The 23,025-nt window shown below is 66.4% G+C and carries 26 protein-coding genes; 15 read left to right on the forward strand and 11 right to left on the reverse strand.

Annotated features, from left to right (window positions below; all coding sequences use genetic code 11):
* Positions 1-3: 3 nt before the first annotated feature.
* A complete protein-coding gene (locus tag FM111_RS12625; RefSeq protein ID WP_087141292.1) occupies positions 4-897 on the reverse strand; it encodes an SDR family oxidoreductase in 894 nt (297 codons plus the stop codon).
* 129 nt (positions 898-1,026) lie between these two features.
* On the opposite strand from FM111_RS12625, the gene FM111_RS12630 reads away from it, so the two are divergent.
* The 4 genes from FM111_RS12630 (at position 1,027) to FM111_RS12645 (ending at position 3,378) form a co-directional block, all read left to right on the forward strand.
* The gene (locus FM111_RS12630) at positions 1,027-2,130 is read left to right on the forward strand and encodes a flavodoxin family protein (protein ID WP_179205101.1); all 1,104 of its coding nucleotides are present in this window, start codon (positions 1,027-1,029) and stop codon (positions 2,128-2,130) included.
* A gap of 73 nt (positions 2,131-2,203) precedes the next feature.
* Positions 2,204-2,398, forward strand: a complete 195-nt coding sequence (locus FM111_RS12635) for a hypothetical protein (RefSeq protein WP_087141294.1) — start codon at positions 2,204-2,206, stop codon at positions 2,396-2,398.
* 232 nt (positions 2,399-2,630) lie between these two features.
* Positions 2,631-2,765 (forward strand): hypothetical protein, encoded by a 135-nt coding sequence (locus tag FM111_RS16570; RefSeq protein ID WP_256968266.1) that lies wholly within the window; start codon positions 2,631-2,633, stop codon positions 2,763-2,765.
* Between the two features lie 22 nt (positions 2,766-2,787).
* On the forward strand, positions 2,788-3,378 hold the full coding sequence (locus FM111_RS12645; RefSeq protein ID WP_256968267.1) for a DUF4142 domain-containing protein: 591 nt from the start codon (positions 2,788-2,790) through the stop codon (positions 3,376-3,378).
* Positions 3,379-3,434: 56 nt separating this feature from the next.
* On the opposite strand, the gene FM111_RS12650 is transcribed toward FM111_RS12645, so the two are convergent.
* The gene (locus tag FM111_RS12650; RefSeq protein ID WP_087141317.1) at positions 3,435-3,854 is read right to left on the reverse strand and encodes a DUF6766 family protein; all 420 of its coding nucleotides are present in this window, start codon (positions 3,852-3,854) and stop codon (positions 3,435-3,437) included.
* Between the two features lie 146 nt (positions 3,855-4,000).
* Between FM111_RS12650 and FM111_RS12655 the strand changes: the two genes are divergently transcribed.
* Positions 4,001-4,501 carry a YciE/YciF ferroxidase family protein gene (locus FM111_RS12655; protein WP_087141296.1) on the forward strand — a complete coding sequence of 167 codons (501 nt, stop codon included), beginning with the start codon at positions 4,001-4,003 and terminating at the stop codon, positions 4,499-4,501.
* Positions 4,502-4,550: 49 nt separating this feature from the next.
* On the opposite strand, the gene FM111_RS12660 is transcribed toward FM111_RS12655, so the two are convergent.
* Entirely contained in the window at positions 4,551-5,279 is a 729-nt protein-coding gene (locus FM111_RS12660; RefSeq protein WP_087141297.1) for a Crp/Fnr family transcriptional regulator, read from the reverse strand.
* Positions 5,280-5,435: 156 nt separating this feature from the next.
* On the opposite strand from FM111_RS12660, the gene FM111_RS12665 reads away from it, so the two are divergent.
* The 4 genes from FM111_RS12665 (at position 5,436) to FM111_RS12680 (ending at position 8,336) form a co-directional block, all read left to right on the forward strand.
* On the forward strand, positions 5,436-5,624 hold the full coding sequence (locus FM111_RS12665; RefSeq protein WP_087141298.1) for a hypothetical protein: 189 nt from the start codon (positions 5,436-5,438) through the stop codon (positions 5,622-5,624).
* 154 nt (positions 5,625-5,778) lie between these two features.
* Positions 5,779-6,483 carry a Crp/Fnr family transcriptional regulator gene (locus FM111_RS12670; protein WP_256968268.1) on the forward strand — a complete coding sequence of 235 codons (705 nt, stop codon included), beginning with the start codon at positions 5,779-5,781 and terminating at the stop codon, positions 6,481-6,483.
* Positions 6,484-6,539: 56 nt separating this feature from the next.
* Positions 6,540-7,244 carry a Crp/Fnr family transcriptional regulator gene (locus tag FM111_RS12675; RefSeq protein ID WP_087141300.1) on the forward strand — a complete coding sequence of 235 codons (705 nt, stop codon included), beginning with the start codon at positions 6,540-6,542 and terminating at the stop codon, positions 7,242-7,244.
* A 78-nt stretch (positions 7,245-7,322) separates the two neighbouring features.
* A complete protein-coding gene (locus FM111_RS12680) occupies positions 7,323-8,336 on the forward strand; it encodes a DNA topoisomerase IB (RefSeq protein WP_087141301.1) in 1,014 nt (337 codons plus the stop codon).
* Here FM111_RS12680 and FM111_RS12685 read toward each other — a convergent pair.
* Together FM111_RS12685 and FM111_RS12690 are read right to left on the reverse strand one after the other, a co-directional pair.
* Positions 8,333-8,938, reverse strand: a complete 606-nt coding sequence (locus FM111_RS12685; RefSeq protein WP_087141302.1) for a cysteine hydrolase family protein — start codon at positions 8,936-8,938, stop codon at positions 8,333-8,335. The genes FM111_RS12680 and FM111_RS12685 overlap by 4 nt on opposite strands.
* Positions 8,939-9,031: 93 nt before the next feature.
* Complete coding sequence (locus FM111_RS12690) at positions 9,032-9,235, reverse strand: helix-turn-helix domain-containing protein (RefSeq protein ID WP_256968270.1); 204 nt, start codon at positions 9,233-9,235, stop codon at positions 9,032-9,034.
* Positions 9,236-9,780: 545 nt separating this feature from the next.
* Between FM111_RS12690 and FM111_RS12695 the strand changes: the two genes are divergently transcribed.
* The gene (locus FM111_RS12695) at positions 9,781-10,503 is read left to right on the forward strand and encodes a hypothetical protein (RefSeq protein WP_143276117.1); all 723 of its coding nucleotides are present in this window, start codon (positions 9,781-9,783) and stop codon (positions 10,501-10,503) included.
* Between the two features lie 38 nt (positions 10,504-10,541).
* Here the strand turns inward: FM111_RS12695 and FM111_RS12700 are convergent, their stop codons facing one another.
* Positions 10,542-10,916, reverse strand: coding sequence for a hypothetical protein (locus FM111_RS12700; protein ID WP_087141305.1), 375 nt, complete (start codon positions 10,914-10,916; stop codon positions 10,542-10,544).
* Between the two features lie 172 nt (positions 10,917-11,088).
* On the opposite strand from FM111_RS12700, the gene FM111_RS12705 reads away from it, so the two are divergent.
* Genes FM111_RS12705 through FM111_RS12715 form a run of 3 tightly spaced genes read left to right on the forward strand, consistent with a single transcriptional unit; the run spans position 11,089 to position 16,713 of the window.
* A complete protein-coding gene (locus tag FM111_RS12705; RefSeq protein WP_087141306.1) occupies positions 11,089-11,877 on the forward strand; it encodes an ImuA family protein in 789 nt (262 codons plus the stop codon).
* A complete protein-coding gene (locus FM111_RS12710) occupies positions 11,768-13,327 on the forward strand; it encodes a Y-family DNA polymerase (RefSeq protein ID WP_143276118.1) in 1,560 nt (519 codons plus the stop codon). The genes FM111_RS12705 and FM111_RS12710 overlap by 110 nt, the downstream gene beginning before the upstream one ends.
* Entirely contained in the window at positions 13,324-16,713 is a 3,390-nt protein-coding gene (locus FM111_RS12715) for an error-prone DNA polymerase (RefSeq protein ID WP_087141307.1), read from the forward strand. Before FM111_RS12710 ends, FM111_RS12715 begins: the two co-directional genes overlap by 4 nt.
* A 57-nt stretch (positions 16,714-16,770) precedes the next feature.
* On the opposite strand, the gene FM111_RS12720 is transcribed toward FM111_RS12715, so the two are convergent.
* The 5 genes from FM111_RS12720 to FM111_RS12740 form a co-directional block, all read right to left on the reverse strand.
* Positions 16,771-17,565: a DUF3313 family protein gene (locus FM111_RS12720; RefSeq protein ID WP_087141308.1), complete on the reverse strand. Its 795-nt coding sequence runs from the start codon at positions 17,563-17,565 to the stop codon at positions 16,771-16,773.
* A gap of 51 nt (positions 17,566-17,616) precedes the next feature.
* Positions 17,617-18,180, reverse strand: a complete 564-nt coding sequence (locus FM111_RS12725) for a lipocalin family protein (RefSeq protein ID WP_087141319.1) — start codon at positions 18,178-18,180, stop codon at positions 17,617-17,619.
* Between the two features lie 45 nt (positions 18,181-18,225).
* The gene (locus FM111_RS12730) at positions 18,226-19,410 is read right to left on the reverse strand and encodes an SAM-dependent methyltransferase (protein WP_256968273.1); all 1,185 of its coding nucleotides are present in this window, start codon (positions 19,408-19,410) and stop codon (positions 18,226-18,228) included.
* 76 nt (positions 19,411-19,486) lie between these two features.
* Complete coding sequence (locus tag FM111_RS12735; RefSeq protein WP_087141310.1) at positions 19,487-20,290, reverse strand: DUF1365 domain-containing protein; 804 nt, start codon at positions 20,288-20,290, stop codon at positions 19,487-19,489.
* Positions 20,287-21,624: an NAD(P)/FAD-dependent oxidoreductase gene (locus tag FM111_RS12740; RefSeq protein ID WP_087141311.1), complete on the reverse strand. Its 1,338-nt coding sequence runs from the start codon at positions 21,622-21,624 to the stop codon at positions 20,287-20,289. The genes FM111_RS12735 and FM111_RS12740 overlap by 4 nt, the downstream gene beginning before the upstream one ends.
* A gap of 163 nt (positions 21,625-21,787) precedes the next feature.
* Between FM111_RS12740 and FM111_RS12745 the strand changes: the two genes are divergently transcribed.
* The gene (locus FM111_RS12745) at positions 21,788-22,366 is read left to right on the forward strand and encodes a sigma-70 family RNA polymerase sigma factor (RefSeq protein WP_256968271.1); all 579 of its coding nucleotides are present in this window, start codon (positions 21,788-21,790) and stop codon (positions 22,364-22,366) included.
* Positions 22,363-23,001, forward strand: a complete 639-nt coding sequence (gene chrR / locus FM111_RS12750; protein WP_087141313.1) for a cadmium/peroxide/UV radiation responsive anti-sigma factor ChrR — start codon at positions 22,363-22,365, stop codon at positions 22,999-23,001. Before FM111_RS12745 ends, chrR begins: the two co-directional genes overlap by 4 nt.
* The last annotated feature ends 24 nt before the right edge of the window (positions 23,002-23,025 follow it).

The raw sequence follows: 23,025 nt of genomic DNA on the forward strand, positions 1-23,025 counted from the left end.
AGCTCAGGCGATCCCGGCGCCGCCGGTGACGCCCCAGACCTCGCCCGTGACGAAGCTCGCCTCCTGCGAGGCCAGCAACACGTAGACCGGCGCGATCTCGACCGGCTGACCCGGACGTCCGAAGGCGCTGTGAGCTCCGAATTTCTCGACCTTCTCCTGCGGCTGGCCGCCGCTGGGCTGCAGAACCGTCCAGAAGGGGCCCGGCGCCACGACGTTCACCCGCACGCCCTTCTCGATCAGCTGCTTCGCCAGGGCCTTGGTGTAGGTGACGATCCCGCCCTTGGTGGTGGCGTAGTCCAACAGGATGTCCGACGGCTCATAGCCCTGGATCGAGGCGGTGGTGATGACCGCCGCGCCCGGCGGCAGATGGGGCGCCGCCGCCTGACACAGCCAGTGCAGGGCGTAGAGGTTGGTCTTCAGCGTAGCGTCGAAATCCTCGGTCCAGACTTCGCCCACGTCCTCGCGAAACTGCTGTCGGCCCGCGTTGACGACCAGGATGTCCAGACCGCCGAAGGCCTCGAGCGTGCGCGCCACCATGGTCGCATTCCACGCCTCGTCACGCACGTCGCCGGGCAAGGCCAGCGCCTTGACGCCTTCGGCCTCGACCAGGGCGATCACCTCGCGCGCGTCGGCCTCCTCTGAGGGAAGATAGGAAATCGCGACATCGGCGCCTTCGCGGGCGTAGGCGACAGCGATCGCGCGACCGATGCCGGAATCGGCCCCGGTTATCAGGGCGCGGCGCCCCTTCAACCGCCCATGGCCTCGATAACTTTCCTCGCCATGATCGGGCTTGGGCTCCATCTTCGCGACCAGACCCGGCGCCGGCTGCGGCTGCCGTGGAAACGGCGGACGCGGATACTGATGGCGAGGATCCTGCATTGTCAGGCGGTCGGACATGACGGCTCCTGTAGACGTGTGAAGGGCATGCCTTCCTAAGTCGCCCCCTGTCCGCGCGTTCCCCTCCTGCGGCGGAACGTCGTGTTCAGCCGCGACGTTTCCGACGCACCCGAGCCGGAAAGAAGCCGCATGCCAGATCCCGCTCCCCAAGCTCTAGCCGTTCCTGAGCCGCGCAAGGGCATGCCCAGCCCAGAACTGGACCGCACAACCTTTGAAACCCGCTTCCGCAGCCGGTTCGCGGACCCCGCCTTCGATCCTCTGCGCGACGAGATCGACCGCTTGGCCGCCGCAGCCTGGGACGGCTACATCGGGGGTCGAAAATCGCCGCTGACGCGCCCCGCCGGTCCGAGCTTCGCCGAGCCGGACTATGAGCTGGCGCTGGACTGGCTGGACGCGCACGCGGCCCTCCGCGCCGCCGAGGCGCAACATGACGACGCCGCCGGGCCCGCGCGCATCCTGATCATCAACGCCTCCAGCCGTTCCGAGCACACCTGTCCCGGTGAAATGTCCAAGAGTTGGCGCCTCGTCCAGATCGCCCGCGAGGTGGTGGAGAGGCGCGCGGGCATGGCGGCAGAAATCCTCGACCTGTCGCGGTTGGCGTCGGAATACGGCCGGGAAATTCATCCCTGCAAGGCCTGCTTCTCCACCGCAGCGGCCCTCTGCCATTGGCCGTGCAGCTGCTATCCCAACTACAGCCTGGGCCAGGTCCACGACTGGATGAACGACATCTATCCGATGTGGGTCCGCGCGCATGGCGTCCTGATCGTCACCCCGGTCAACTGGTATCACGCCTCCAGCCCTTTCAAGCTGATGATGGACCGGCTGGTCTGCGCCGACGGCGGCAATCCAGATCCCACGACGACGCATGGCAAGACCGTCGCCCTGGCCAAGGCGCTTGAACTGGCCGACTGGCCCTATCCCCGTCACCTGGCGGGCCGGCGTTTCGCCCTGGTCGTCCATGGCGATGTAGAAGGCGCGGAAAACGTGCGCCGCTCCCTGTCCGACTGGCTGGTCTCGATGAAGCTGTCGCCCGCCGGCGCCGACGCGGAGATCGACCGCTACATCGGCTATTGGGAGCCCTACGCCACCAGCCACGACGCCCTCGACCGCGACCGGGCCGTTCAGGATGAGGTGCGGCTGGCGGCGGAAGAGCTGGCGAAGGCTGTTCTGGCCCAGCGCAACGACGCCTCAAAGCCTCCTGAGCCAGCCCACGAGCCCCCGCGCCAGAAATAAAGAGCCGACCGGAGCCGTATGGAACAGGCCCCGCTCCCTTTCCTTCTGCTTCGAGTACGAAAGGAGTTCGCTCTTGCCCCTCGCGAACAAGGAAAAGCCCCCGATCCTGCGACGCCCCAGACGGCTGCTGATCCTTGTCGGCGTCCTCCTGGTCCTGTTGTTCATCGTCTATCTAGCCGCGGCGGCGACCGGTTTTCTCCGCACCGAAACCAAGGTTCCCGATCCACGAATGACGGGAGCCGAGGCGCCGCTGGAGCGTGTCATGTAACGGCGTGTTCAGGCTTGAGCGTTTGGAACACCGCCTCGCCCCGCCGCTTAACTTCCTGTCACAGGGAGGAAAAGACATGACCGATTGCCCTCGCCGCCCACCGCACGTCCCTACCCTGGGAGGCCGCCATGCGTTTCTATGAAGTCGTGGTCGGCAGCGACAGCGGCCCTCAGCGACGTCTGCGAGTCGCTTCGCCCACCGATGTCCAGGCCGCCGACGCCGCCGCCCCCTGATGCGCACGCAGGAGGCCATTCTATCAATCCGCGAAACGCCGGATGACGGCCTGCAACAGGTCGATGCGCCTCCGCCTCAGACCCAGGCGCAAGAATTGGCGCCCGTCACCCCCGGCGTGGCCGCCAAGCCCTGATCATACCCAAGGAGTTCAAGTGATGATGAAGCAAACCGTCGCCGTCCTGGCCGTATCAGCCGCCGCCCTCACCCTCGCCGCCTGCAACCAGCAGCAAGGTTCCAAAGCCGTCGATAAGGCGCAGGACGCCGTTTCCGAACCGGTCGGTCAGACCTCGGCCGCGACCATGGGCGCCAATATGGTCAGCGCCTATGTGCCCAACGCCGCCATGGGCGACATGTACGAGATCCAGGCCGCCGACATCGCCATGGAGAGATCGAAAAACGCCCAGGTCAAAGAACTGGCCCAGATGATCAAGACCGACCACACGGCCGCCTCCACCGGCCTGAGGGCCGCCGCCGGACAGGCTGCGCCCGACACGACCTTGCCGACCGAGCTCGATCAACGCCGCAAGGGGCTGATCGACAACCTGCGCTCAGCCTCGACTGCGGACTTCGATAAGGTCTACGTCGATCAGCAGGTCGCCGCCCATGAGGAGGCCGTCACCCTTCACCGCGGCTTCTCCGACAAGGCGGACGTTCCCGCCTTGGCGGAACATGCGCGCAACGTCCTGCCCAAGATCGAAGCCCATCTTGAGCGGGCCAAGCAGTTGCAAGCCAGCTTGGGCGCCTGACGCCGGGCCTTGGTGCACGGCGCTATCAGGGGCGGACGACAGTCCGCCCCTTCTTCCTATTCGGCAGCGGGCTTCCGCACCGCATAAGGCGGGTCCAGATGAATGCTCGCGTGGCCGTGACGACGCAGATGGCTGGCGTCGATCTCCTCGATCAGGGCCGCGCCGCTTTCACGCCCCACCAATTCTAGCAAGGCGTCGATCTTGGCCTCCATCCGGTCGTCGTTCTCCTTGGACGACGGCGAGCCGACATAAAGAAAGTAGGCCAGCCCCACGACCTGCCAGATCAGTTGCAGGAACTCGGACTGCCAGTTCTCGAAGGTGTCCCTCCCCATCTCCATCAAATAGGGCGTCAGTTGCGCCGCCTGTCCGTGGTCGCGGGCCTCGTTCACATAGGCAGCCCAGCCGAAGCCCCAATGCAAGACGATGGAAATGGTGAAGAAGGCCAGAGTGATCCAGCCATAGGCGTACTCCTTCATGTCGCGCTCCAACACTCTGAAATCGGCAGAAGAGTTCGTGGGCCTGTGCGTTCCGTGGCGCCCAGCCCTGTCCATATCCGAACACTAGGAACGCGCTTGTGCGCCCGCCGCTTCGCAGGCTCCCCCATTCTTTTCAGGAGAGTCCCATGGCCGAGAAAACGCTGCAAACCCTCTTCCACGAGACCTTGCGCGACATCTATTACGCCGAGCGCAAGATCCTGAAGTCCCTGCCGAAGATGGCGCGCGCCGCCCAGTCGCCCGACCTCAAGGCGGCCTTCGAAAAGCACCGCGAGCAGACTGAAGGCCAGATCGAACGCCTGCAGCAGGTGTTCGAGATCATCGGTAAGCCCGCACGCGGCAAGACCTGCGACGCCATCGAAGGCATCCTGGCCGAAGGCGACGAAATCGCCGAGGAGTACAAGGACACGGCAGCGCTCGACGCCGGTCTGCTGGCCGCCGCCCAGGCGGTCGAGCACTATGAGATCACCCGCTATGGCACGCTCAAGCGCTGGGCCGAGGTGATGGGACTGAAGGACGCCGTCAAACTGCTGGACGAGACCCTTCAGGAAGAAAGCCAGACGGATGAGGATCTGACGGCCATCGCCGACGCCGTAATCAACGCCGAGGCGTTGCAGCCCGCCGCCTGAGCTCCATCCGGCCCTGCCGCCTGATCAGCGGCGGGGCCGTAACCCTGCGCTAAACCGGCAGTCGTTCCAGCCGCAGATAGGAGGGATTGAACTCGGCCGCGCTCGCCAGACGATCCCACGCGAGAATACGAACTTCCGATCCTGTCCACTCCAGCCAGCCCGCCTCGCGCATGACCTTCAGCGTACGGTTCACATGCACGGCGGACATGCCGAGCAGATCCGCAATCTCCGCCTGGATAATGGGAAAATGAAAGACGCCGTCGCGCGCCAGGCCCACGGCTTTCAAGCGCGCGTAGATTTCGCAGACCAACAAGGCGGTCCGCTCCAGCGCCTCCTGTCGACCTAGGGCCAGCAGCCATTCACGGTGCATGGCGGCGTCCACCACCGTCTCCAGCCATAACAAGCGCGTCAAATGCGGGTGCTCTTCCGTCAGTTTGCGCAGGCGTTCATGCGGCGCCTCGGCGATGAGACAGTCGGACAGCGCGCGCACGCCATGGTCGACGCGCTTCAGAACAAAGCCGTGCAGGTCGATGAAGTCTCCGGGAAGATTGATCTGGGTGTACTGCCGCCGTCCGTCGCTCAGATCGCGATAGCGCGCGCAGAAGCCGTCGATGACGAGGCTGGAATGATCGACCAACGCATCCTGAGTGACGATGTCGCTGCCGGCGGGCTTCAACACGACATGGGTCAGCACGCTCCTGAGCGCCTGCCTTTCGCCATCCGTAATGACGTCGCGTCGTTGCAGCTTGTTTTCCAGCAAACGGCTGTGGTCGTGCATTGTGGTTCCCTGAGGCTTGGCGCGACCACAACGCCGGATCTTCGCGAATGGTGCCATCGGCTCGAACAGCCAAGGTTCCACAGCGCCTCAAAGGCGACACAATGAACCCATCAGGGCGCAACCGCATTGCCTTCCCGTAACAGGGGATTTTGTACCATGAATAGAACACCAGTCATCGAGCGGGCCTTCGAACTCGCGCGCAGCGGCCGCTTCCGCATACCCAGCGAAGTCCGCAAGGCCTTGATCTCGGATCGTTATACCCAGGCCGAACTTTTCCAGCTCGAGGGCAAGGCCACGTGGCGCCAACTGCGCACCCTCTGCTCAGATTCCTATTACCGCGCCTGACGGCTTCCGCTCCCGGCGCCGCAAGCATCACCGTCAAGCCCTTGGACTAACCTATGTAAAGAACGAAACACCCTCGGCCGTGCTGTTGGTCAGAGGGATGAAGAATCAGTCTTATCAAGATGATGTAGACATAGCCGCGGCGTCGCTGGAGCGGATGCTGTTCAGCTTCGCCGTGCTGTCGCCTGGCGACATCGAATGCATCCGTAGCTGGTTTCACGGTCCTGCCATGGTTCACCCGCCCGGCGGCGCCGTTTCCCTTCATCCGGAACGCAAAGACGCCCGTGTGGTGGCGCGCGGCTGGATCGCCCGCGGCGCGATGTTGGAAGACGGCCGTCGCCAGATCGTCGGTCTCAGCCTGCCCGGCGACGTCATCCTGGCCGCCGACGTCGTGGACGCCGACATGGCGGTCTGGGCCCTGACCGACGCCTCTACCCTTGACGCCTCCCTGCTGTGGGCGGCGATTTCCGAAGGCGTAGACGTCAGCCCGCGTCTTCTGGAAGCCTGGCGGCATTTTCGCTCGGCAGAGCGCCTGCGGCTGGCGCGGCATGTCATTCGGCTGGGTCGGCTCAGCGCCTATGAGCGAACGGCGCACCTTCTGTTGGAGCTGTACGAGCGGCAAAGCCGTCTCGGCGCAGCCGAACCCGGCGTCCTTCACCTGCCTCTCACCCAGGACATGCTCGCAGACATCCTGGGCCTCAGCGCCGTGCACATGAACCGGACGCTACAGCAACTTCGGCGAGCAGGCCTGGTCGACTACCGGACGGGACGGGCCGTCCTGCCTGACCTGCAGGGCCTGGCCTTGGCCGCAGGCCTCAGCATCGCCGACGATCTCGCGGATGCGCCGCCCAGCCGCGACTAACCCATGTGAGTGGCGATCTGCGGCAGCCATGGCAGGGCTTCTGGTTAGGAGGCCCCATGTCTGCAGATTCCGCCGCCATTCTATCCCCGTCCGCCCCTCCTCACGGCCGCCCCCCGCCCAGCATCCGTGATCACCCGGTCTATCGCGTCCTGCCGCCGGATGCGCAGCAGCGCCTGACCGCCGAGGGAACAGAGGTTGATCTCCCAGGCGACGCGCAGGCTCCTCTGGACAGGGAGCATCTCTGGTTCGTCCTGTCCGGGGTTCTCGGCGCCTTTCCAACCGGAAGTGAAGTCTGTGTCGCACCTATCGTATCGGGCGCCGTCTACGGTTGGGATCACGCTCTGGGCTCTAGCGGCAGCCGCGCCGACGTGCGGCCGCTGCTGGATGTTCGGCTGTTCCGCGTTCCCGCCGCCGCCGCCCGCGAGGCGCTCGGTCATGATTGGCTATCGCGCTTCATCGCCCTTCAGGCGGTTCAACGCCTGACGCTTCTGGAACAGGAAGCCGCCTGCAACGCCTCCCATCGCGTGTCGGAGCGTCTGGCCAAGTGGCTGCTTCGTCTGCACCATGGCGGCAACGGCGCGCCGCTTCGCTTGAAGCAGGCCCAGCTAGCCGCCATGCTCGGCGTCCAGAGAACCAGCATCAACGCCGCCGCCAGCAACCTGCAAGCGATAGGCGCGGTGCGCTTCAGCCGCGGCAAGGCGTCGATTCTGGACGCGGGTAGTCTCTCCGACCTTTCATGCCGGTGCGGCGCGATGAACTGAGAGCACGGCCGCGCGCAGAAGGGAGCCGGAGGCAGGACCTGGTGTTGCCTAGACTTAGACCCAGCAAGGGCCGTGACGATGTCGACAAACGTGATCAATCCGCCGCCTTCCGGCGGACTCGTCTGGTCCAGCAACGAGAGCCCAGGCCTTACGCGCCGCCGGAGCGGGAGGGGCTTTTGCTATCTTGATCCAAAGGGGTGCCTGATCCGTGAGCGGAACATCCTGATGCGGATCGACGCCCTAGCCATTCCGCCGGCGTGGCAGGACGTCTGGATTTGTCCCGACCCAAACGGCCATATCCAGGCGACCGGGCGCGATGCGCGCGGTCGCAAGCAGTACCGCTATCATGCCGATTGGACGGCCCGCGCCGCCTCGCACAAATTTGCGCGTTTGCCAGATTTCGCCCGACGCCTGCCGCGACTGCACGACCGGGTGGAGAACGACCTTTCGCGACGTGGCCCGTGCAAGGAAAAGGTGCTGGCCTCGGCGGTTCGTTTGCTGGAAGTCACCCTCATCCGCGTCGGCAACGCCGCCTATGCCCGCCAGAACCGCAGTTTCGGCCTGACGACCCTGCGCAAGCGGCACTTGGAGGTCGACGGCTCGGCCCTAACCTTTGAGTTCAGGGGCAAGAGCGGCAAGGAACACCGGGTCAAGGTCAGCGACCGTCGACTGGCGCGCGTCATGCGCGGCCTTGAAGGCCTGCCGGGCCAGCATCTGTTCAAATACCGCGACGCAGAGGGCGAGCTGTGGGCGATCAGTTCAGACGACGTGAACGCCTATATCCGCGAGGCCATGGGCGATGAGTTCTCCGCCAAGGACTTCCGCACCTGGGCGGCCACCGTCGCCGCCGCCCGCGCCTTCTACGAAATGGCCCCGCCCACGTCCCAGACCGAGGCGCGGCGAAACATCTCGACCTGCATGAAGGCGGTCGCGAGCCTGCTGGGCAACACGCCGACGGTCTGTCGGGCGTCCTATGTCCATCCGCGCGTGATTGAGCTTTATGAATCCGGAACCATCACGACCTGTCTGCCGGATCCAAACGCCCAGAGTTTCGATTCAAGGCTGTCGCGACTGCTGAGCGAACCTTCCTAGGCCCACATCTCGAGCACCTCGTCGCACTCCGCCGTCTCGATCTGCTGGCCGAAGCGGTCATGATAGAGAGCCAACAAGGCGTCGTGCGACTGGTCCGAGGAACTGCACAGGGCGTCCGAAACCACCACCACGCGAAAGCCCATATCCACGGCGCCGAGGACAGTCGCCAGCACGCACATATCGGTCTCGGCGCCCGTCACCACCAGGGTGTCGACCCGGCTGGCCATCAGAGCCGACGCCAGACCCGTGTTGAGCCAGGGGGAATAGCGGGACTTGTCCAACACCCTGGCGGGCGGGGTGAAGACCTGCAGTTCGGGCAGAAGCTCCACACGTCCTTCACCCAGATTCTCAAGCGTCATCGACGCCCATCGCCGCCAGTACCGCCTCCACGTCCCCTCCCCCTCTCTCGGCGAACGGGCGGGGATGAACCGGGTGAAACAGGTGCGTTCGGCCTTGCGCTCGCACAGACGCACGACGACTGGCAGGACACGCGCCATCCACGGCGTGCGCCATGCCGTGTCCTCCGCGAATAGTCTTTGCATGTCCACGCACAGATGGACGGCGTTTGCGGCTATGGGGCCGAAATGGATACCGGAAACCATACCGCCCCAAAGCCCAGGCCTCTGGCAGGTTCCCAGTCTTAGGGCCAGACTTCCTGCCTATCTCCGCCATGCCCCCTGCCGCGACCGAGCAGGTTAGTCATGCATCAGCAAATGAATCGGCTCCACCTTCAAGATATCTGCGATCCGCTCGACAACCTCCAGCGTTGGGTTCCTTTGCCCACGCTCTAACTGCCCCATATAGCTGTAGGAGAGGCCCACATCATGAGCGAGCGTTTCCAGGGTCACTCCCCGCTCGCGCCGGATACGCCGTACATTTTCGCCGAGAACTTGGGCCATTCGCATCGCCCCAAGCGCAAGGAAATCTTCACCTTCATCCAGTCACTATAATAACCATTCAGGGAGAGCGTGATGGATGTCGTGTTGACGGTTGGTGTTGTCGTCATTGCAGGAGCATGCTGGCAGTTGTTCCAGCGACTGCTAGCCATTGAGAGAGAGACTGTCGATCTGCGCCAAGAGGTCTACCGCTTAGCCGAAATGCGCCTGGCGGATCCCGAAAAGCCATTCGGACGCAGGTCGCACCCGCCAAAATGAAAATACAATGGCCTCCAACCGGCGCACCTAGAATGCGACGAGGCTGAGACGAGGTTCCGTCCTCGTTTAGAAGGTGTGGCTTTCAGCGCAGCGTTGGTCTTGTGGCGTCGAATTCGGCTTCGCTAGACGGCGCATTCCCCTTGGCCGGTTCGGCTGCTGGAATGGAACGAGTTACGGGACAGCTAGGGAGGGGGGTGATGAGGATAATCGGCGGATGGAGTTTAGGCGTCCTGGCGCTTGTGCTGTGCGCTCCAACAGCGGCCAGGGCGGAAGGCCGGGAGTGCGGGGACGTGGCGGCGATCGTACGCCAAGCCTACCCCGACGCCGTCGTGCAGGGTGGGCGCGCGGTGCGGGTCCGCGACCGCACCCTTACCCTCCCATCCGAAACCTCCATCGATCCTCACGCCATGGTCTGTCGGCGCTGGCGAGGCCGACCAGGGCTCCTGCTGGTCGCGGTTCCCCTCATCGCCCAAGTCCGTTCGGACGGAACTTCAGGCGATCTGGATGTTCTCGTCGTCGATGAAACCACGGGGACCCCACGCCAACGCCTCCGCCTGCCCCACGCCATGGACGACGACGCCATAGGCGTGTCCGACGTTTCATTCGACACCGCCGCCTATCAGTTGGGGCCTGAACGGCTCGCGTTCGGAGTGCGGCAAACGCGGATGGGGAGCTCGCGTCCCAATCCCCTCCTGGAGACCACGCTGTCTCTCTACGAAGTGCGGGACGGCGCCCTGGCGCCCGTCCTGGAAAATCTGGTGGTCTCTCGAAGCCGGGGCGAATGGGATCTATCCTGCCCAGGCGAAACCCTCTCGACCGAACGTATCCTGCGGATGACCCCAGGCCGACGCGGTCAGGACATTTCGCTCCTGGAGCGTCGGACTCGACGCGTCTCCAAGACGGATAAGAGCGGGGAGTGCCTGACGACGGATCGCACCGAACCGCCAAGAACGGTCCTCATCCCCTTCGACGGCGAACGATACGCCCTTCCCCCATCTCTCAGGCGAGACTGATGTCGGCGGCGCCGGCAGCGAATGTTGGAGCGGCTCCATCATCGTGCTGAGATGCGCAAGGACATCAGAAACGCGGCCGTGAACCCCAGGTGGACGCCGAGGAAGAGCCTCGCCAATTCTCGCGCCTCACCGGTCGTGACGCCCCAGACGTCATTTAGCGCGACGACACCGAAACCGACGGCGTTGGCGACAAGGACGTTTCGTAGCGAGCCGCCGAGAGGCGCGCCGCGCGAAAGCCAGTTCAACACGGCTATACCTAGAAACGGCCCTCCCAAAAGCCTGAGCAGAGCGATGAGTTCTGTCGAAGCGTCAGCGGGAACGGCCCCCACGCCGAACTGAAGCGGCACGAACAGAAGCGCCAATCCCACGACCGCGAGATAGACGGACGAAAGCGTCAAGGTCAGGCGGATCATAGATTCCCTCCCTCCTCGAGAACGAAGCTGCCGTTGTGCGTGACAACGACGCATGAGGCCAATTCGCTCCTTTGGTGAGCCGCTCGATGATCGGAGATAGCCACCATTGCTTGGCAGCAGCTTTACCATCCCGCTTGACTCCCTCCCTGGGTCAGGGCGCATATAAGAACATATGCGGAACATTCATTCTCAGCCTGACGCTCTGGCGGCGCTGAAGACTCGCCTGGAGGCCCTGGATCGGGCCGGCGGTCGTCGCATCGGCGCGGGCGTGCGCGCGGGAAGCGACGACGCTTTTGCGCCGCTGGCCACGGGCGTTCTGCATGATCTCTACGCCGCCGCCCCCGCCGACGCGGTGGCGGTCAACGCCTTTGGCCTGGGGCTGGCGTTGCGGGCGACGGCGGGACGGCCCATCGTCTGGGGCCTGCATGAAATGATGGCCCAGGAGGCGGGACGGCCGCATGGGCCCGGCCTGCATGAAATGGGCTTGTCGCCGCGCGACCTGCTGCTGGTGCGGACGCGCGACGTGCAGACCCTGTTGGCCGTCGGCGAAGAAGCCCTGCGCAGTCCCGCCGTGGGCGCCGTGCTGTTGAGCGCCTGGGGCGAGGCCAAGGCCTTCAGCCTGACGGCCAGCCGGCGACTGGCTCTGGCGGCCGAGACGGACGGCGCGACCCTGTTCCTGGCGCGGGCGGGCGCCCTGCCCTGCCCCAGCGCGGCCGAGACCCGCTGGTCGGTGACGTCCTGGGCTTCGGAACCTCTGGAAGGCGGGGCGCCGGGGCGGCCGTCTTTTTCCGCGACCCTGCTGCGGCGGCGCGGCGGCGGGGCGCCCGGGACCTGGATCATGGAGTGGGATCGTGAACAGCGAACCTTCCGTCCGCCCGCGCCGCTATCTGGCGGTCTGGTTCCCCTGGCTGCCCAGCGACCGGCTGCGACGCCAGGAGCGGCGGGACGGCGCGCCGCCTGAGGATGCGCCGCCGGTCGTCCTGGCCGAGAAGATCAAGGGCGCGTTGCGGCTGGCGGCCGTCGATCCGGCGGCGACGCGGGCGGGGCTGACCCCCGGCCTGGCCCTGGCCGACGCGCGGGCGCGGACCCCCGCCCTGCGCGTCGTCGCCCATCGACCGGACCTCGACGACGCCTTGCTGGGACGGGTGCTGGAGGATTTCGGCCGATTCACCCCGATGATCGCGCTGGACCCGCCGCACGGCCTGATGCTGGACGTGACCGGCTGCGCCCACCTGTTCGGCGGAGAGACAGGCCTGATGCGGACGGTCCAGGCGCGGGCCGAACGCGCCGGACTCAAAATCCGGTGCGCCCTGGCCGGCACGCCCCAGGTCGCGCGCGCCCTGGCCCGCTTTGGCCCCAACGGCCGGTTCGAGCCCGGCCAGGAGCGCGCCGCCGCGCGTCGCCTGCCGGTCGCCGCCTTGGAGCTTTCGGACAGGGAGGACGAGGCCCTGCGTCGTCTGGGCCTGAAGCGGCTGGGCGACTTGGACGACCGGCCTCGCGCGCCCCTGGCTGCCCGTTTCGGCGCCGACTTCCCGACCCGACTGGCGAGGGTTCTGGGCGACGAGGACATGCGCATCACCCCGCATCGTCCGCCCGCGCCCGTAGTCGTCGACCGCGTCTTCTTCGAGCCCATCTCCGCGCCCGAGGACGTGGAGCGGGTTCTGTCCGACTTGCTGGTCGAAACCATGGACCGGCTGGATCAGACGGGCTTGGGCGGCCGCGCCTTCGAGGCCGGCTTCTATCGCGTGGACGGCGAGACGCGCCGCGTCGTCGTTCGCACCGGCCGCCCGACCCGCGACGCCCCCGCGACCCTGCGGCTGTTCCGCGAGCGGATGGCGGCCCTGGCCGCCCCGCTGGACCCCGGCTTCGGCTTCGACCAGATGCGGATGTCCGTGCCCTGGACCCAGGTTCTGGCGCCGACCCAGCAAGGCCTGGAGCGCGAGACGCCTGGCGAGGAGGCCTTCAGCCGTCTGGTTGATCGGCTGACCGCGCGTCTGGGGCCGGAGGCCGTGCTGCGCTTCGAGCCCTTCGCCTCGCACATTCCCGAACGCGCGACGCGACTGGTCCCGGCCGCCGCCCGTCATGGCGACGAGACCTGGCCCGACCTCGACCCCGACGATCCGCCCTTGCGGCCGCTGCAGATGTTCGACCCGCCCCAGCCGGTCGAAACCCTGGCGGAGGTGCCCGACGGCTATCCCCTGAAGTTCCGCTGGCGCCGCGTCCTGCACGAGGTGACGCGCGCCGAGGGGCCCGAGCGGATCAGCGGCGAATGGTGGCGCGCGCCGAACCAGCGCACCCGCGACTATTACCGGGTCGAGGACCGGGACGGCCGCCGCTTCTGGCTGTTCCGCCAGGGCCTCTATGGCGAGACGCTCGAGCCGCGCTGGTTCATCCACGGCCTGTTCGCATGAAGAGGCTCGACCCTTGCGGCGCCTACGCCGAACTGGCGACGGCCAGCAACTTCTCCTTCCTGCGCGGCGCCTCGCATCCCAAGGACCTGGTGCTGACGGCAATCCTGCGCGGCCACGCTGGACTGGGGCTGGCCGATCGCAACACCGTGGCGGGCGTGGTGCGGGCCTGGAGCGCGCTGAAGGAGATACGCATCGAGGGCTTGGCCCCGCCGGACAGGATGCGCGACGGCGGCAGTCCCGGCGAGGTCGCCTTCATCGAGAACCCGTTGAACGATCCGGCCCTGTCCGAAGAGGTGAAGCGCCGTGCGGCGAACTTCCGCCTGCTGACCGGGACGCGGCTGATCTTCAACGACGGGACGCCGGACGTCATCGCCTATCCGGAGACGCGGGCGGGTTGGGGTCGGCTGACGCGTCTGCTGACCCTGGGCAATCGCCGCGCGAAGAAGGGCGAATGCGAGATCGGCCTGCGCGACCTGCTGGCCGATCCGGAGGACCTGCTGCTGATCCTCGTCCCGCCGGACCGGCTGACAGGGCTGGAAGAGGTGCTGGCACGCATGAACGCGGCGGCGCCGGGCGCAGTCTGGCTGGGCGCCGCCCTGCACAAGCGCGGCGACGACCGGCGCCGGCTGGCCCGGCTCAAGGGCATGGCGGATCGGGTGAAGGTTCCTCTGCTGGCGCTCAACGACGTCCTCTACGCCGGCCCCGAAGACCGCGACCTGCAGGACCTCCTGACCTGCATCCGCGAAGGCGCGACCATCGAAACCGCCGGCCGCCGACTGGAGGCCAACGCCGAACGCTGGCTGAAGCCCGCAGACGAAATGGCGCGGCTGTTCAAGGACGCGCCCGAGGCGGTAACCGAGGCGACCGCCTTCCTGTCGCGGGCGACCTTCGATCTGAGCGACCTGAAGTATGAATACCCCGAGGAGCCCGTACCGCCGGGCGAAACACCTCAGGGCTGGCTGGAAGAACTAGTGCGTCGCCGCACCCTGGTCCGTTATCCGGACGGCGCGCCGCCCAAGGTCACGGCCCTGCTTGCGAAGGAGTTGGCCTTCATCGCCGAGCGCAGCCTGGCCCCCTATTTCCTGACCATCCACGACATCGTCCGCACGGCCGAGGACAAGGGCATCCTGTGCCAGGGGCGCGGATCGGCCGCCAACTCGGCCGTCTGCTACGTCCTGGGGATCACCAGCGTCGATCCGGCCCGCCACGACCTGTTGTTCGAGCGCTTCCTGTCCTCCAACCGCGACGAGCCGCCCGACATCGACGTGGACTTCGAGCATGAGCGGCGCGAGGAGATCATCCAGTACGTCTATGATCGCTATGGCCGCCATCGCGCCGGCATCGCCGCCACCCTCATCCGCTATCGTCCCCGCAGCGCCATCCGCGAGGTCGGCAAGGTCCTGGGTCTGACCGAGGACGTCACCGCGCGCCTGGCCTCGACCCAGTGGGGCAGTTGGGGATCGGAGATCAGCGGCCGCCAGATCGAGCAGGCCGGGCTGGACGCCGCCAATCCCATGGTCGATCGCGCCGTGCGCATGGCGACGCGCCTGCTCGGTTTTCCGCGCCACCTGTCCCAGCACGTCGGCGGCTTCGTCCTGACCCAGGGACGGCTGGACGAGACCGTCCCCATCGGCAACGCCGCCATGCCGGACCGCACCTTCATCGAATGGGACAAGGACGACATCGACGCCCTGGGCCTGATGAAGGTCGACGTCCTGGCCCTGGGCATGCTGACCTGCATCCGAAAGGCGCTCGACCTGATGAAGGCCCATTCGGGCGTCGAGCATGACCTCGCCTCCGTCCCGCCGGAGGAGGCGGAGGTCTACGACATGCTGTGCCGGGGCCAGTCCATCGGCGTCTTCCAGGTCGAGAGCCGCGCCCAGATCAACATGCTGCCCCGGCTGAAGCCGCGCGAGTTCTACGATCTGGTGATCCAGGTCGCCATCGTGCGTCCCGGCCCGATCCAGGGCGACATGGTCCATCCCTACCTGCGTCGTCGCAACGGCGTGGAGAAGGTTCACTATCCCCCGCCCGGCCGCCTCTATGGTCCGCCTGACGAACTGAAGCAGGTGCTGCACCGAACCCTGGGCGTGCCCCTGTTCCAGGAACAGGCCATGAAGGTCGCCATGGTCGCCGCCCGGTTCACGGACGCCGAGGCCAACGGCCTGCGCAAGGCCATGGGCACGTTCCGGGGCGACGGAACCCTGCACACCTATGAAGACCGCATGGTCGGGCGGATGATCGCGCGGGGCTATGATCCTGATTTCGCGCGGCGCTGCTTCGAACAGATCAAGGGCTTCGGCTCCTACGGCTTTCCCGAAAGCCACGCCGCCAGTTTCGCCCGGCTGGTCTACGTCTCTTCCTGGATCAAGCACCGCCACCCGGCGGCCTTCGCCTGCGCCCTGCTGAACAGCCAGCCGATGGGCTTTTACGCCCCCGCCCAGATCGTGCGCGAGGCGCAGGAGGTCGGCGGGGTCGAGGTGCGCCCCATCGACGTCTCGCACAGCGACTGGGACAACAGTCTGGAGGGGCCAACGGACGCCCCCGTCCTGCGGCTCGGTCTGCGTCAGATCGACGGCTTCAAGGAGGACTGGGCCAAGGCCCTGTCGACGGCGCGAGCCGAGGCGCCCTTCGCCGATGTCGAAACCCTGGCCCGGCGCGCCGAACTGCCCGCCGCCGCCATGCGCAAGCTGGCCGACGCCGACGCCTTCCGCTCCCTGGGCCAGGATCGTCGCGAGGCCCTGTGGGCGGTGCGCCGTCTGCCCGACGACGATCCCTTGCCCCTGTTCGCCGCCGCCGAAGCGCGCGAGCGCGGCGCCCGCGAACTGGGGGCGGAGCCCGACGCCCATCTGCCCCTGATGCCTTTGGGCGAGCACGTCGCCGCCGACTACCAGACCGCGCGCCTTTCGCTGAAGGCCCACCCCATGGCCATCCTGCGCCCCGTCTTCGCCGCGGAGCGGGTGCTGACCTGCGCCGCCACCGAGGCCAAGCGCGGCGGCTCCCTGGTGCAGGTCGCCGGCGTGGTCCTCGTGCGTCAGCGACCGGGCAAGGGCAACGCCGTCTTCGTCACCCTGGAGGACGAGACCGGCATCACCAACGTGGTCCTCTGGGCCCGGATGCTCGACCAGTACCGACGCGAGATCATGGGAGCCCGCCTGATGCAGATCGAAGGCCTGGTCGAGAAGAGTCCCGAAGGCGTCGTCCACGTCGTCGCCCGCCGCGTCATCGACCGCAGCGCCGAGCTGTCCCGCCTGTCAGAAGACCATGAGACCAATGTGCAGTTGGCCCGCGCCGACATCATCGCCCACCCGCAACCGCCGCGCCACCCGCCGCACCGGCACCCGCGCGACGTGCGCATCCTGCCGGGATCGCGAGATTTCCACTGAGCGCCAGGAGCCGTCGTTGGCTCCTTGCCTGAAATCGGACCTTGTGGGCGATCAAAATCATTCCGGTTCGGTTTCGGTGTTCGCCCGTCCTCCGCTCAATCCCGGCTCATACAGGCCTGTGGCGATGCCCGCGAGAACGCCCTCTACCCTGACGCGCGGACCAAAGCGCCGACAGGGATCAGGATCGGGTATGGACCTCACCGCCCGATCGCTAGCGGCCAGCGCATCGCCAATCATGTCGCCCAGAGGCTCGGCCAACTGGTGGGCGTCGCCAATGCGCGACAGCGACGGCTTGTCCGTTCCCACCACCATGGCGTCGCGGCGCCAGACTATGGCGGCGGCCTGACGACCGTCTGGCGTCAGGAGTTCCGCCTCCGCGCCAAGGCCGCCCGTGCCTCCCGGCGTCCTGATCTTGATCGGCCCGGGGATGAAGAAGTTGGCGACGGCTGCGGCCGCCGAACCGGCCTGATGCGTCGGCCGGATGTAGGTGACCCCCACCCTCACGGTCCCGGCCAGGGGCTCAGGCTGCTCGGCGATGTCGAAACGTTCGCTCAGTTCATAGCAGACTTGACGATCCACCTCGGCCAGGACCGCTTGCCGGTCGCTGTCGGACAGGATGGGTTCCGAAACGCCGAATACCTCGGCCGGCGCCACCCAGAGCCGGGTAATGGTCGAGGCCAGCGCCTGGTCGCGGCGCTGTGCAACCGCGGCGCGCACCACGTCCGTTCGCGGCGTAAGCCCCTCGTAGCTAGTCAGAAAACCGGCGTTGGACGGCGGGCCTCCGCTGGCGCAAGCCCCTGAAGCCAGCGCCAGGGTCACCGCCCCTAGCCCCCTAAACATCTTGCCCGCCATGGCGTCTCTCCCTCTTTTGACAGGAGATACGCACGACGGCAGCCAGCAGATTTACGGACGATGCCGAGTTTGATGCAACAGCGCGAGATCATAACCCAGCTCTGCCGCCCGGTTCAGGATGGTGGCGCGAACCTCTTGGGAAGGTTTCGCCGTCCGGCTCATCAGCCAGAGATATCGGCCGGAGGGTTCGCCGACGATGGACCAGGAATAGTCGTCGGCATGGTCCAGCACCCAGTAGTCGCCGAGGTAGAAGGGTCCGAAGAAGGAGACTTTCAGCCGTGCATCGCCGCTGTCGGGCACCACCCGGGCCCTGCCCTCGACCGTCTTCACCGGGCCGTCGACGCCGCCCTGACGACAGGTGTTGAGCACGCCGACAAGACCATCGTCGCGTCTTGTGTATTCCGCCGTCACCCCCTCGCATCCCCGCTCGAACCCGTTTTCGTAGCGGCCGATCTCGTACCAGAGCCCGGCATATCGGCTCAGGTCGACCGTCCTGGTCGGCAAGTGAACATTCGGATTGCCGATTGGGCCACGCTCAAACGTGGCGCAGGCCGACAGTCCAAGGACGCAGGTGGCTGCGGCGATAAAAATGACTGAAGGGCGCTTCAGGCTCATCGGCATATCCGTCATCAACAGGTCAGGGTCAGCAAGGCGCGTTCGTTAGTCGCGGCTTAGGCTCATCTGGATCACATCGGTCCGGCCCGACCGGAAGCCCGCCTCGCAGTAGGCGAGATAGAAGCGCCAGAGACGGCGGAAGCGCTCGTCGAAGCCTGCGTTCCTTCGAGCGATATCGGTCCAGGCGCTCTCGAAACCTCGCGCCCATTCAGCCAGGGTGTCGGCGTAATTGTCGCCGAAACGCTCGACACCCGTTTTTTTCAGGCCGGTCTGCGCCAGCACGGGCGCCAGCCTCGCCTCGGAAGGCAGGCTCCCACCGGGAAAAACATACTTCTGGATGAAGTCGGTACGCGCGTCATATTCGTCGAACAGGTCGTCCTGGATGGTGATGATCTGCAGGCCCGCACGTCCTCCCGCCTCCAGGACGTCGTGGACCTTCTGGAAGTATACGGGCCAGTATTCGCGCCCCACCGCCTCGAGCATCTCGATCGAGGCGACGCGGTCGAAGCGGCCCTCCACGTCTCGGTAGTCGACCAGCTGGATATCCGCTCGCTCCGCCAGCCCCGCCTCGAACAGGCGGCGACGCGCATAGTCGTGCTGTTCGCGAGAGATGGTGACACCCGTGACCACGGCCCCGACCTCTCGCGCCGCGAACTCGGCGAACCCGCCCCAGCCGCAGCCGATCTCCAGCACGCTATGTCCCGGCTGAAGGTCCATCATCCGCACCAGAGCGGCGTACTTGGCGCGCTGGGCGTCCTGCAGCAGCTGTCCCGGCGCCTCGAAACGCGCCGAGGAATAGGTCATCGAGGGGTCCAGCCAGGCGCAATAGAAGGCGTTGCCCAGGTCATAGTGGGCGTGGATATTGCGGCGCGATCCTCGGCGGCTGTTGCGGTTCAGCCGGTGCCCGATCCCGTTGACCAACTTCATCAGAGGGTTGCCGTCGAACAGGCGACGAATGTGGTCGTAGTTGTTGACCAGGGTCTCCAACAGGACCGCCAGGTCAGGCGTGTCCCACTCCCCCGCCATATAGCCTTCCGCAAAGCCGATATCCCCGTTCTTCAGCACACGGGCTGCGCAGCGAGGATCCCGGATGGTCAGGACGGCGGCGTGGCCGGATGTCCGGCCCGTCAGCTGATGACGGGCGCCGTCCGGTAGAACGAGGGTGAGCCGCCCCCAGGTCCAGTTGGCGGACAGCAGGTGCACAAGCAGGCCCAGAACCGGAGCCCCCATCCGCTGATCGTTTCGCTCGCCATAGAAGGTGGTGGTCATGTCGTCAGGCGGCCTTTTATTCGGGGACGGCGGATGTTCAACGCGCGACACGGCTCTCTCGAGCCCGCCGCTGGACTGTGACTGCCTCACGGGCCGGCAGCGGCTGGCGCGTCAGGCGAACGCCCTTGAGCCAGAGTTTCAGGGCCTCCCAGTGGATGGCGGCCACGACCTTGAGGGTCATCAGCGGCAGGGCCAGCGCCGCGGTCCACAAGGCCCTGTCGTCTAGCGGTCGGCGCTCGCCACACATGACGGCGGTGATCAAGAGCCCCTGGGCGTCCACGCCGTCGATGGTGATGTCCAGCCGGGCGCCCGGCGCGTGACCGCGAAAAATGTAGTCCATCTCCATCCCCATGAAGGGCGAGACATAGAGGGCCTTGGCCGCACTCTGATGGATCAGGCCCGCCGTCTGGTCCGTTTCCGGCACCGGAATGACATAGGCGTGGCGCACGCCGAAGGTGCTGGTCACCTCATAGACCATGGCCGCCAGCCGACCGTCACCGTGATGGCAGTAGTAGAGGCTGATCGGATTGAAGACGTAACCGAGCACACGCGGCATGGTCAGCAAGCGCACCGCCCCTTCGCCGATGTCGATCCCTGCACGACCGAGGAAGGCCTCGATCTGGGGGCGCAACGCCGCGCCGGAGCCGTCGCCGTGATCTCGATCGTGAAAGGACAGCAGGTTGAAACGGTTGCGCGAAAACCAGCTCAGGCTGCGGTCCAGTTCGTCGATCTCCGCCAGATCCAGCAGCAGCCAGAAGACGCGATAGTAAAACCGATGCGCCCTTGGCCGCAGCCGCCGATGCATGACGTCTCCGCGATAGAGGGCGGAGGCCTGGGTCACGCCGCCCTCTCCAGGACAGTGGCCGAAGACGGCGACACGTGGATGCGGCCGCTCTCGTTCTCTACCGACCAGGGGCGTCGCACGCCGCCCAATTGCTCGGCCACGGCCAGACCCGACTGAAGGCCGTCCTCGTGGAAACCCGCGCCGAAGTGAGCGCCGCAGAACCAGACTCCGCCCTGCCCCTGCAGGCTCCACAACTGTTTCTGGGCCTGAAGGGCGGCGGGGTTGAAGACCGGGTGCTCATAGAGCTCGCTGCGCAACAAGGTGTCGGGCTTTGGCGGACGCGGCGGGTTCAGGGTGACGAAAAGGTCCTGCCCTGGCAGGCCCTGAAGCTTGTTCATCCAGTAGGTGACGCACAGGTCGTCGTCAGCGCCGATATAGTTCCAACTGGCCCACGCGCGGCGGCGACGCGGCATCAGGCCAGCGTCGGTGTGCAGCACGGTCAGGTTGCGGCTGTAGCGGAAGGCGCCCAGCACCTCCTTTTCCTGCGCGGTCGGCTCGTCCAGCATGGCCAGGGCCTGATCGGCATGGGCGCCGATGACGACCTGGTCGAAGCGCTCGACGCCGCCCTGGCTGTCATGGATCATGACGCCCTGGCCTGTGCGCCGCACCGCCGTCACGCCGTGGTTCAGCCGTACGTCGCCTATGGCCCGGGCCAGCCGTTCGACATAGGTCCGGCTTCCACCCTCAACCGTCCGCCACAGCGGTCGGCCGATCAGCTTGAGCAGGCCATGGTTGCCGCAGAAGCGGATGAAGGCCTCTGCCGGATAGTCCAGCAGCGTGTGGGCTGGCGAGGACCAAATCGCCGCCGCCATCGGCAGCAGATGGTCGTCACGGAAGGCCTCGCTGAAGCCTTCGCGCTTCAGATAGTCGCCCAGCGTCAGGTTTGGGTCGCTCAACCCGCCCAGATCAATCGGCGCCTCACGATAGAAGCGCAGGATCTCGCCCAGCATTGACCAGAAGCGCGGGCGAAGGACATTGCGGCGCTGGGCGAACAGACCGGGCGCCGCGTATTCAAACCGGCCGTCGTCCAGCGACACGGCGAAGGACATGTCGGTCGCGCGGGCCGGCACGCCCAGGTGCTCGAACAGGGCGATCAGATTGGGATAGGTGGCGTCGTTGAAGCAGATGAAGCCGGTGTCGACCGCGACATCTCCGGTCGCCGCCCCTGCGGTCACGGTATGGGAATGCCCGCCCAGACGATCCGCTTTTTCATAGAGCGTCACCCTGTGGCGCTGCGACAGCAACCAGGCCGACGACAGGGCGGCCACACCCGATCCGACCACGGCGATCTTGAGCGGGCCATCGGAAGGACGAGCGGACGAATGCGACATGACGGCTCCGAAACGCGCCCGCGCAATCGCTGCAGGCCTGATCGGATTACGCAGCGGCGTCGCAATCGGATTACGAATGATCCAGACATTTTGCCGAAGCGTATTAGGCTGCATGCATGTCGAGGCCGCCTCTTTCAAATCGTCTGACAGGACCCTGCGGCGCATGAGCGCGGACGGGTCCTCGCCGGACGCCTTTGCGCATGACCGCCTGATCGAGGCGGTGGCGTTGCGGCGGGATCGCGAAGCCTTCGCTCAACTGTTCAGCCATTATGCGCCGCGCCTGAAGGCCTGGCTGATCAAGTCAGGCGCGCCCCCTGCCGCCGCAGAAGACTTCGCCCAGGACGCCATGCTGACGGTCTGGCGCAAGGCGGACCTGTTCGACGCGCGCAAGGCCCGGGCCGCGACCTGGATCTTCACCATCGCTCGCAACCGCCGGCTCGACATGCTGCGCCGCGACGCCCGCCCCCTGCCGACGCCCGAAATCGATCTGGCCGAGACCGAGGTGCAACAACCGGATGACATCCTGTCCGCTTCACAGGACGCCGAACGCATTCGCGACGCCTTGTCGCGCCTCAAGCCCGATCAGGTCGAGGTTCTGCGCCTCGCCTTCTTCCTGGACAGCCCTCATCCCGAAATCGCCCGGCGGCTCGACCTGCCTCTGGGCACCGTCAAATCCCGCATCCGCAACGCCATGATCAAACTTCGCCTCATCCTCGAACCGTCCGAGGAGGCGCCCCGATGAACCCCAACCGCAACCCGTCCGAAGAACGGCTGCTCGCCTATGCCGCCGGATCGCTCAGCCCGCCCGAGGCCGTGGTCGTCGCCGCCCATCTGGCCATGCGCCCCGCCAATGACGCCTGGGTTCGCCGCCTTCAGGCCGTGGGCGGTGAGTTTCTGGAGGAGGCCGCGCCGGTGGCCCTGTCCCACCACGCCCTGGCGCACGCCATGGCGCTCATCGAAACCGATGCCGGCGAAGCCAGGCCGCCGGCGCCGCTCAACGATATGCCCGAACTGCCCGAGCCGCTGCGGCGCTACGCCCTCGGGCCCTGGCGCTGGATCGGCCCCGGCATCCGCGCCCGCCACGTCCACGCCCCGCGCGACGGCGCCTGCCGGGTCATCCTGCTGAAGATCGATCCGGGTCGCGAGACGCCGCGTCACACCCATGGCGGGGTCGAACTGACCTGCGTCCTATCCGGCGCCTACGCCACCGAGACCGAACGCTTCGAGGTCGGCGATCTGGAGGAAGCCGACCACGACGTGCTGCATCAGCCGCGCGTGGTGTCGGACATTCCCTGCCTCTGCGTCGTCGCCCTGGATGGAGAAATCCAGCTCGACGGCTGGCTGGGGCGGCTGATGCAGCCCTTCGTACGGCTGTGATCGCCCTGCTGCCGCTCTGGTTTG

This window comes from Brevundimonas diminuta 3F5N, from assembly GCF_900163625.1.
Taxonomy (GTDB): Bacteria; Pseudomonadota; Alphaproteobacteria; order Caulobacterales; family Caulobacteraceae; genus Brevundimonas; species Brevundimonas diminuta_A.

Coding starts and splice junctions, on each gene's coding strand:
- FM111_RS12625 (WP_087141292.1), bottom strand. CDS start 897: ATGTCCGACCGCCTGACAATGCAGGATCCTCGCCATCAGTATCCGCGT.
- FM111_RS12630 (WP_179205101.1), top strand. CDS start 1,027: ATGCCAGATCCCGCTCCCCAAGCTCTAGCCGTTCCTGAGCCGCGCAAG.
- FM111_RS16570 (WP_256968266.1), top strand. CDS start 2,631: ATGCGCACGCAGGAGGCCATTCTATCAATCCGCGAAACGCCGGATGAC.
- FM111_RS12645 (WP_256968267.1), top strand. CDS start 2,788: ATGATGAAGCAAACCGTCGCCGTCCTGGCCGTATCAGCCGCCGCCCTC.
- FM111_RS12650 (WP_087141317.1), bottom strand. CDS start 3,854: ATGAAGGAGTACGCCTATGGCTGGATCACTCTGGCCTTCTTCACCATT.
- FM111_RS12655 (WP_087141296.1), top strand. CDS start 4,001: ATGGCCGAGAAAACGCTGCAAACCCTCTTCCACGAGACCTTGCGCGAC.
- FM111_RS12660 (WP_087141297.1), bottom strand. CDS start 5,279: ATGCACGACCACAGCCGTTTGCTGGAAAACAAGCTGCAACGACGCGAC.
- FM111_RS12665 (WP_087141298.1), top strand. CDS start 5,436: ATGAATAGAACACCAGTCATCGAGCGGGCCTTCGAACTCGCGCGCAGC.
- FM111_RS12670 (WP_256968268.1), top strand. CDS start 5,779: ATGCTGTTCAGCTTCGCCGTGCTGTCGCCTGGCGACATCGAATGCATC.
- FM111_RS12675 (WP_087141300.1), top strand. CDS start 6,540: ATGTCTGCAGATTCCGCCGCCATTCTATCCCCGTCCGCCCCTCCTCAC.
- FM111_RS12680 (WP_087141301.1), top strand. CDS start 7,323: ATGTCGACAAACGTGATCAATCCGCCGCCTTCCGGCGGACTCGTCTGG.
- FM111_RS12685 (WP_087141302.1), bottom strand. CDS start 8,938: ATGGTTTCCGGTATCCATTTCGGCCCCATAGCCGCAAACGCCGTCCAT.
- FM111_RS12690 (WP_256968270.1), bottom strand. CDS start 9,235: ATGGCCCAAGTTCTCGGCGAAAATGTACGGCGTATCCGGCGCGAGCGG.
- FM111_RS12700 (WP_087141305.1), bottom strand. CDS start 10,916: ATGATCCGCCTGACCTTGACGCTTTCGTCCGTCTATCTCGCGGTCGTG.
- FM111_RS12705 (WP_087141306.1), top strand. CDS start 11,089: ATGCGGAACATTCATTCTCAGCCTGACGCTCTGGCGGCGCTGAAGACT.
- FM111_RS12715 (WP_087141307.1), top strand. CDS start 13,324: ATGAAGAGGCTCGACCCTTGCGGCGCCTACGCCGAACTGGCGACGGCC.
- FM111_RS12720 (WP_087141308.1), bottom strand. CDS start 17,565: ATGGCGGGCAAGATGTTTAGGGGGCTAGGGGCGGTGACCCTGGCGCTG.
- FM111_RS12725 (WP_087141319.1), bottom strand. CDS start 18,180: ATGAGCCTGAAGCGCCCTTCAGTCATTTTTATCGCCGCAGCCACCTGC.
- FM111_RS12730 (WP_256968273.1), bottom strand. CDS start 19,410: ATGGGGGCTCCGGTTCTGGGCCTGCTTGTGCACCTGCTGTCCGCCAAC.
- FM111_RS12740 (WP_087141311.1), bottom strand. CDS start 21,624: ATGTCGCATTCGTCCGCTCGTCCTTCCGATGGCCCGCTCAAGATCGCC.
- FM111_RS12745 (WP_256968271.1), top strand. CDS start 21,788: ATGAGCGCGGACGGGTCCTCGCCGGACGCCTTTGCGCATGACCGCCTG.
- chrR (WP_087141313.1), top strand. CDS start 22,363: ATGAACCCCAACCGCAACCCGTCCGAAGAACGGCTGCTCGCCTATGCC.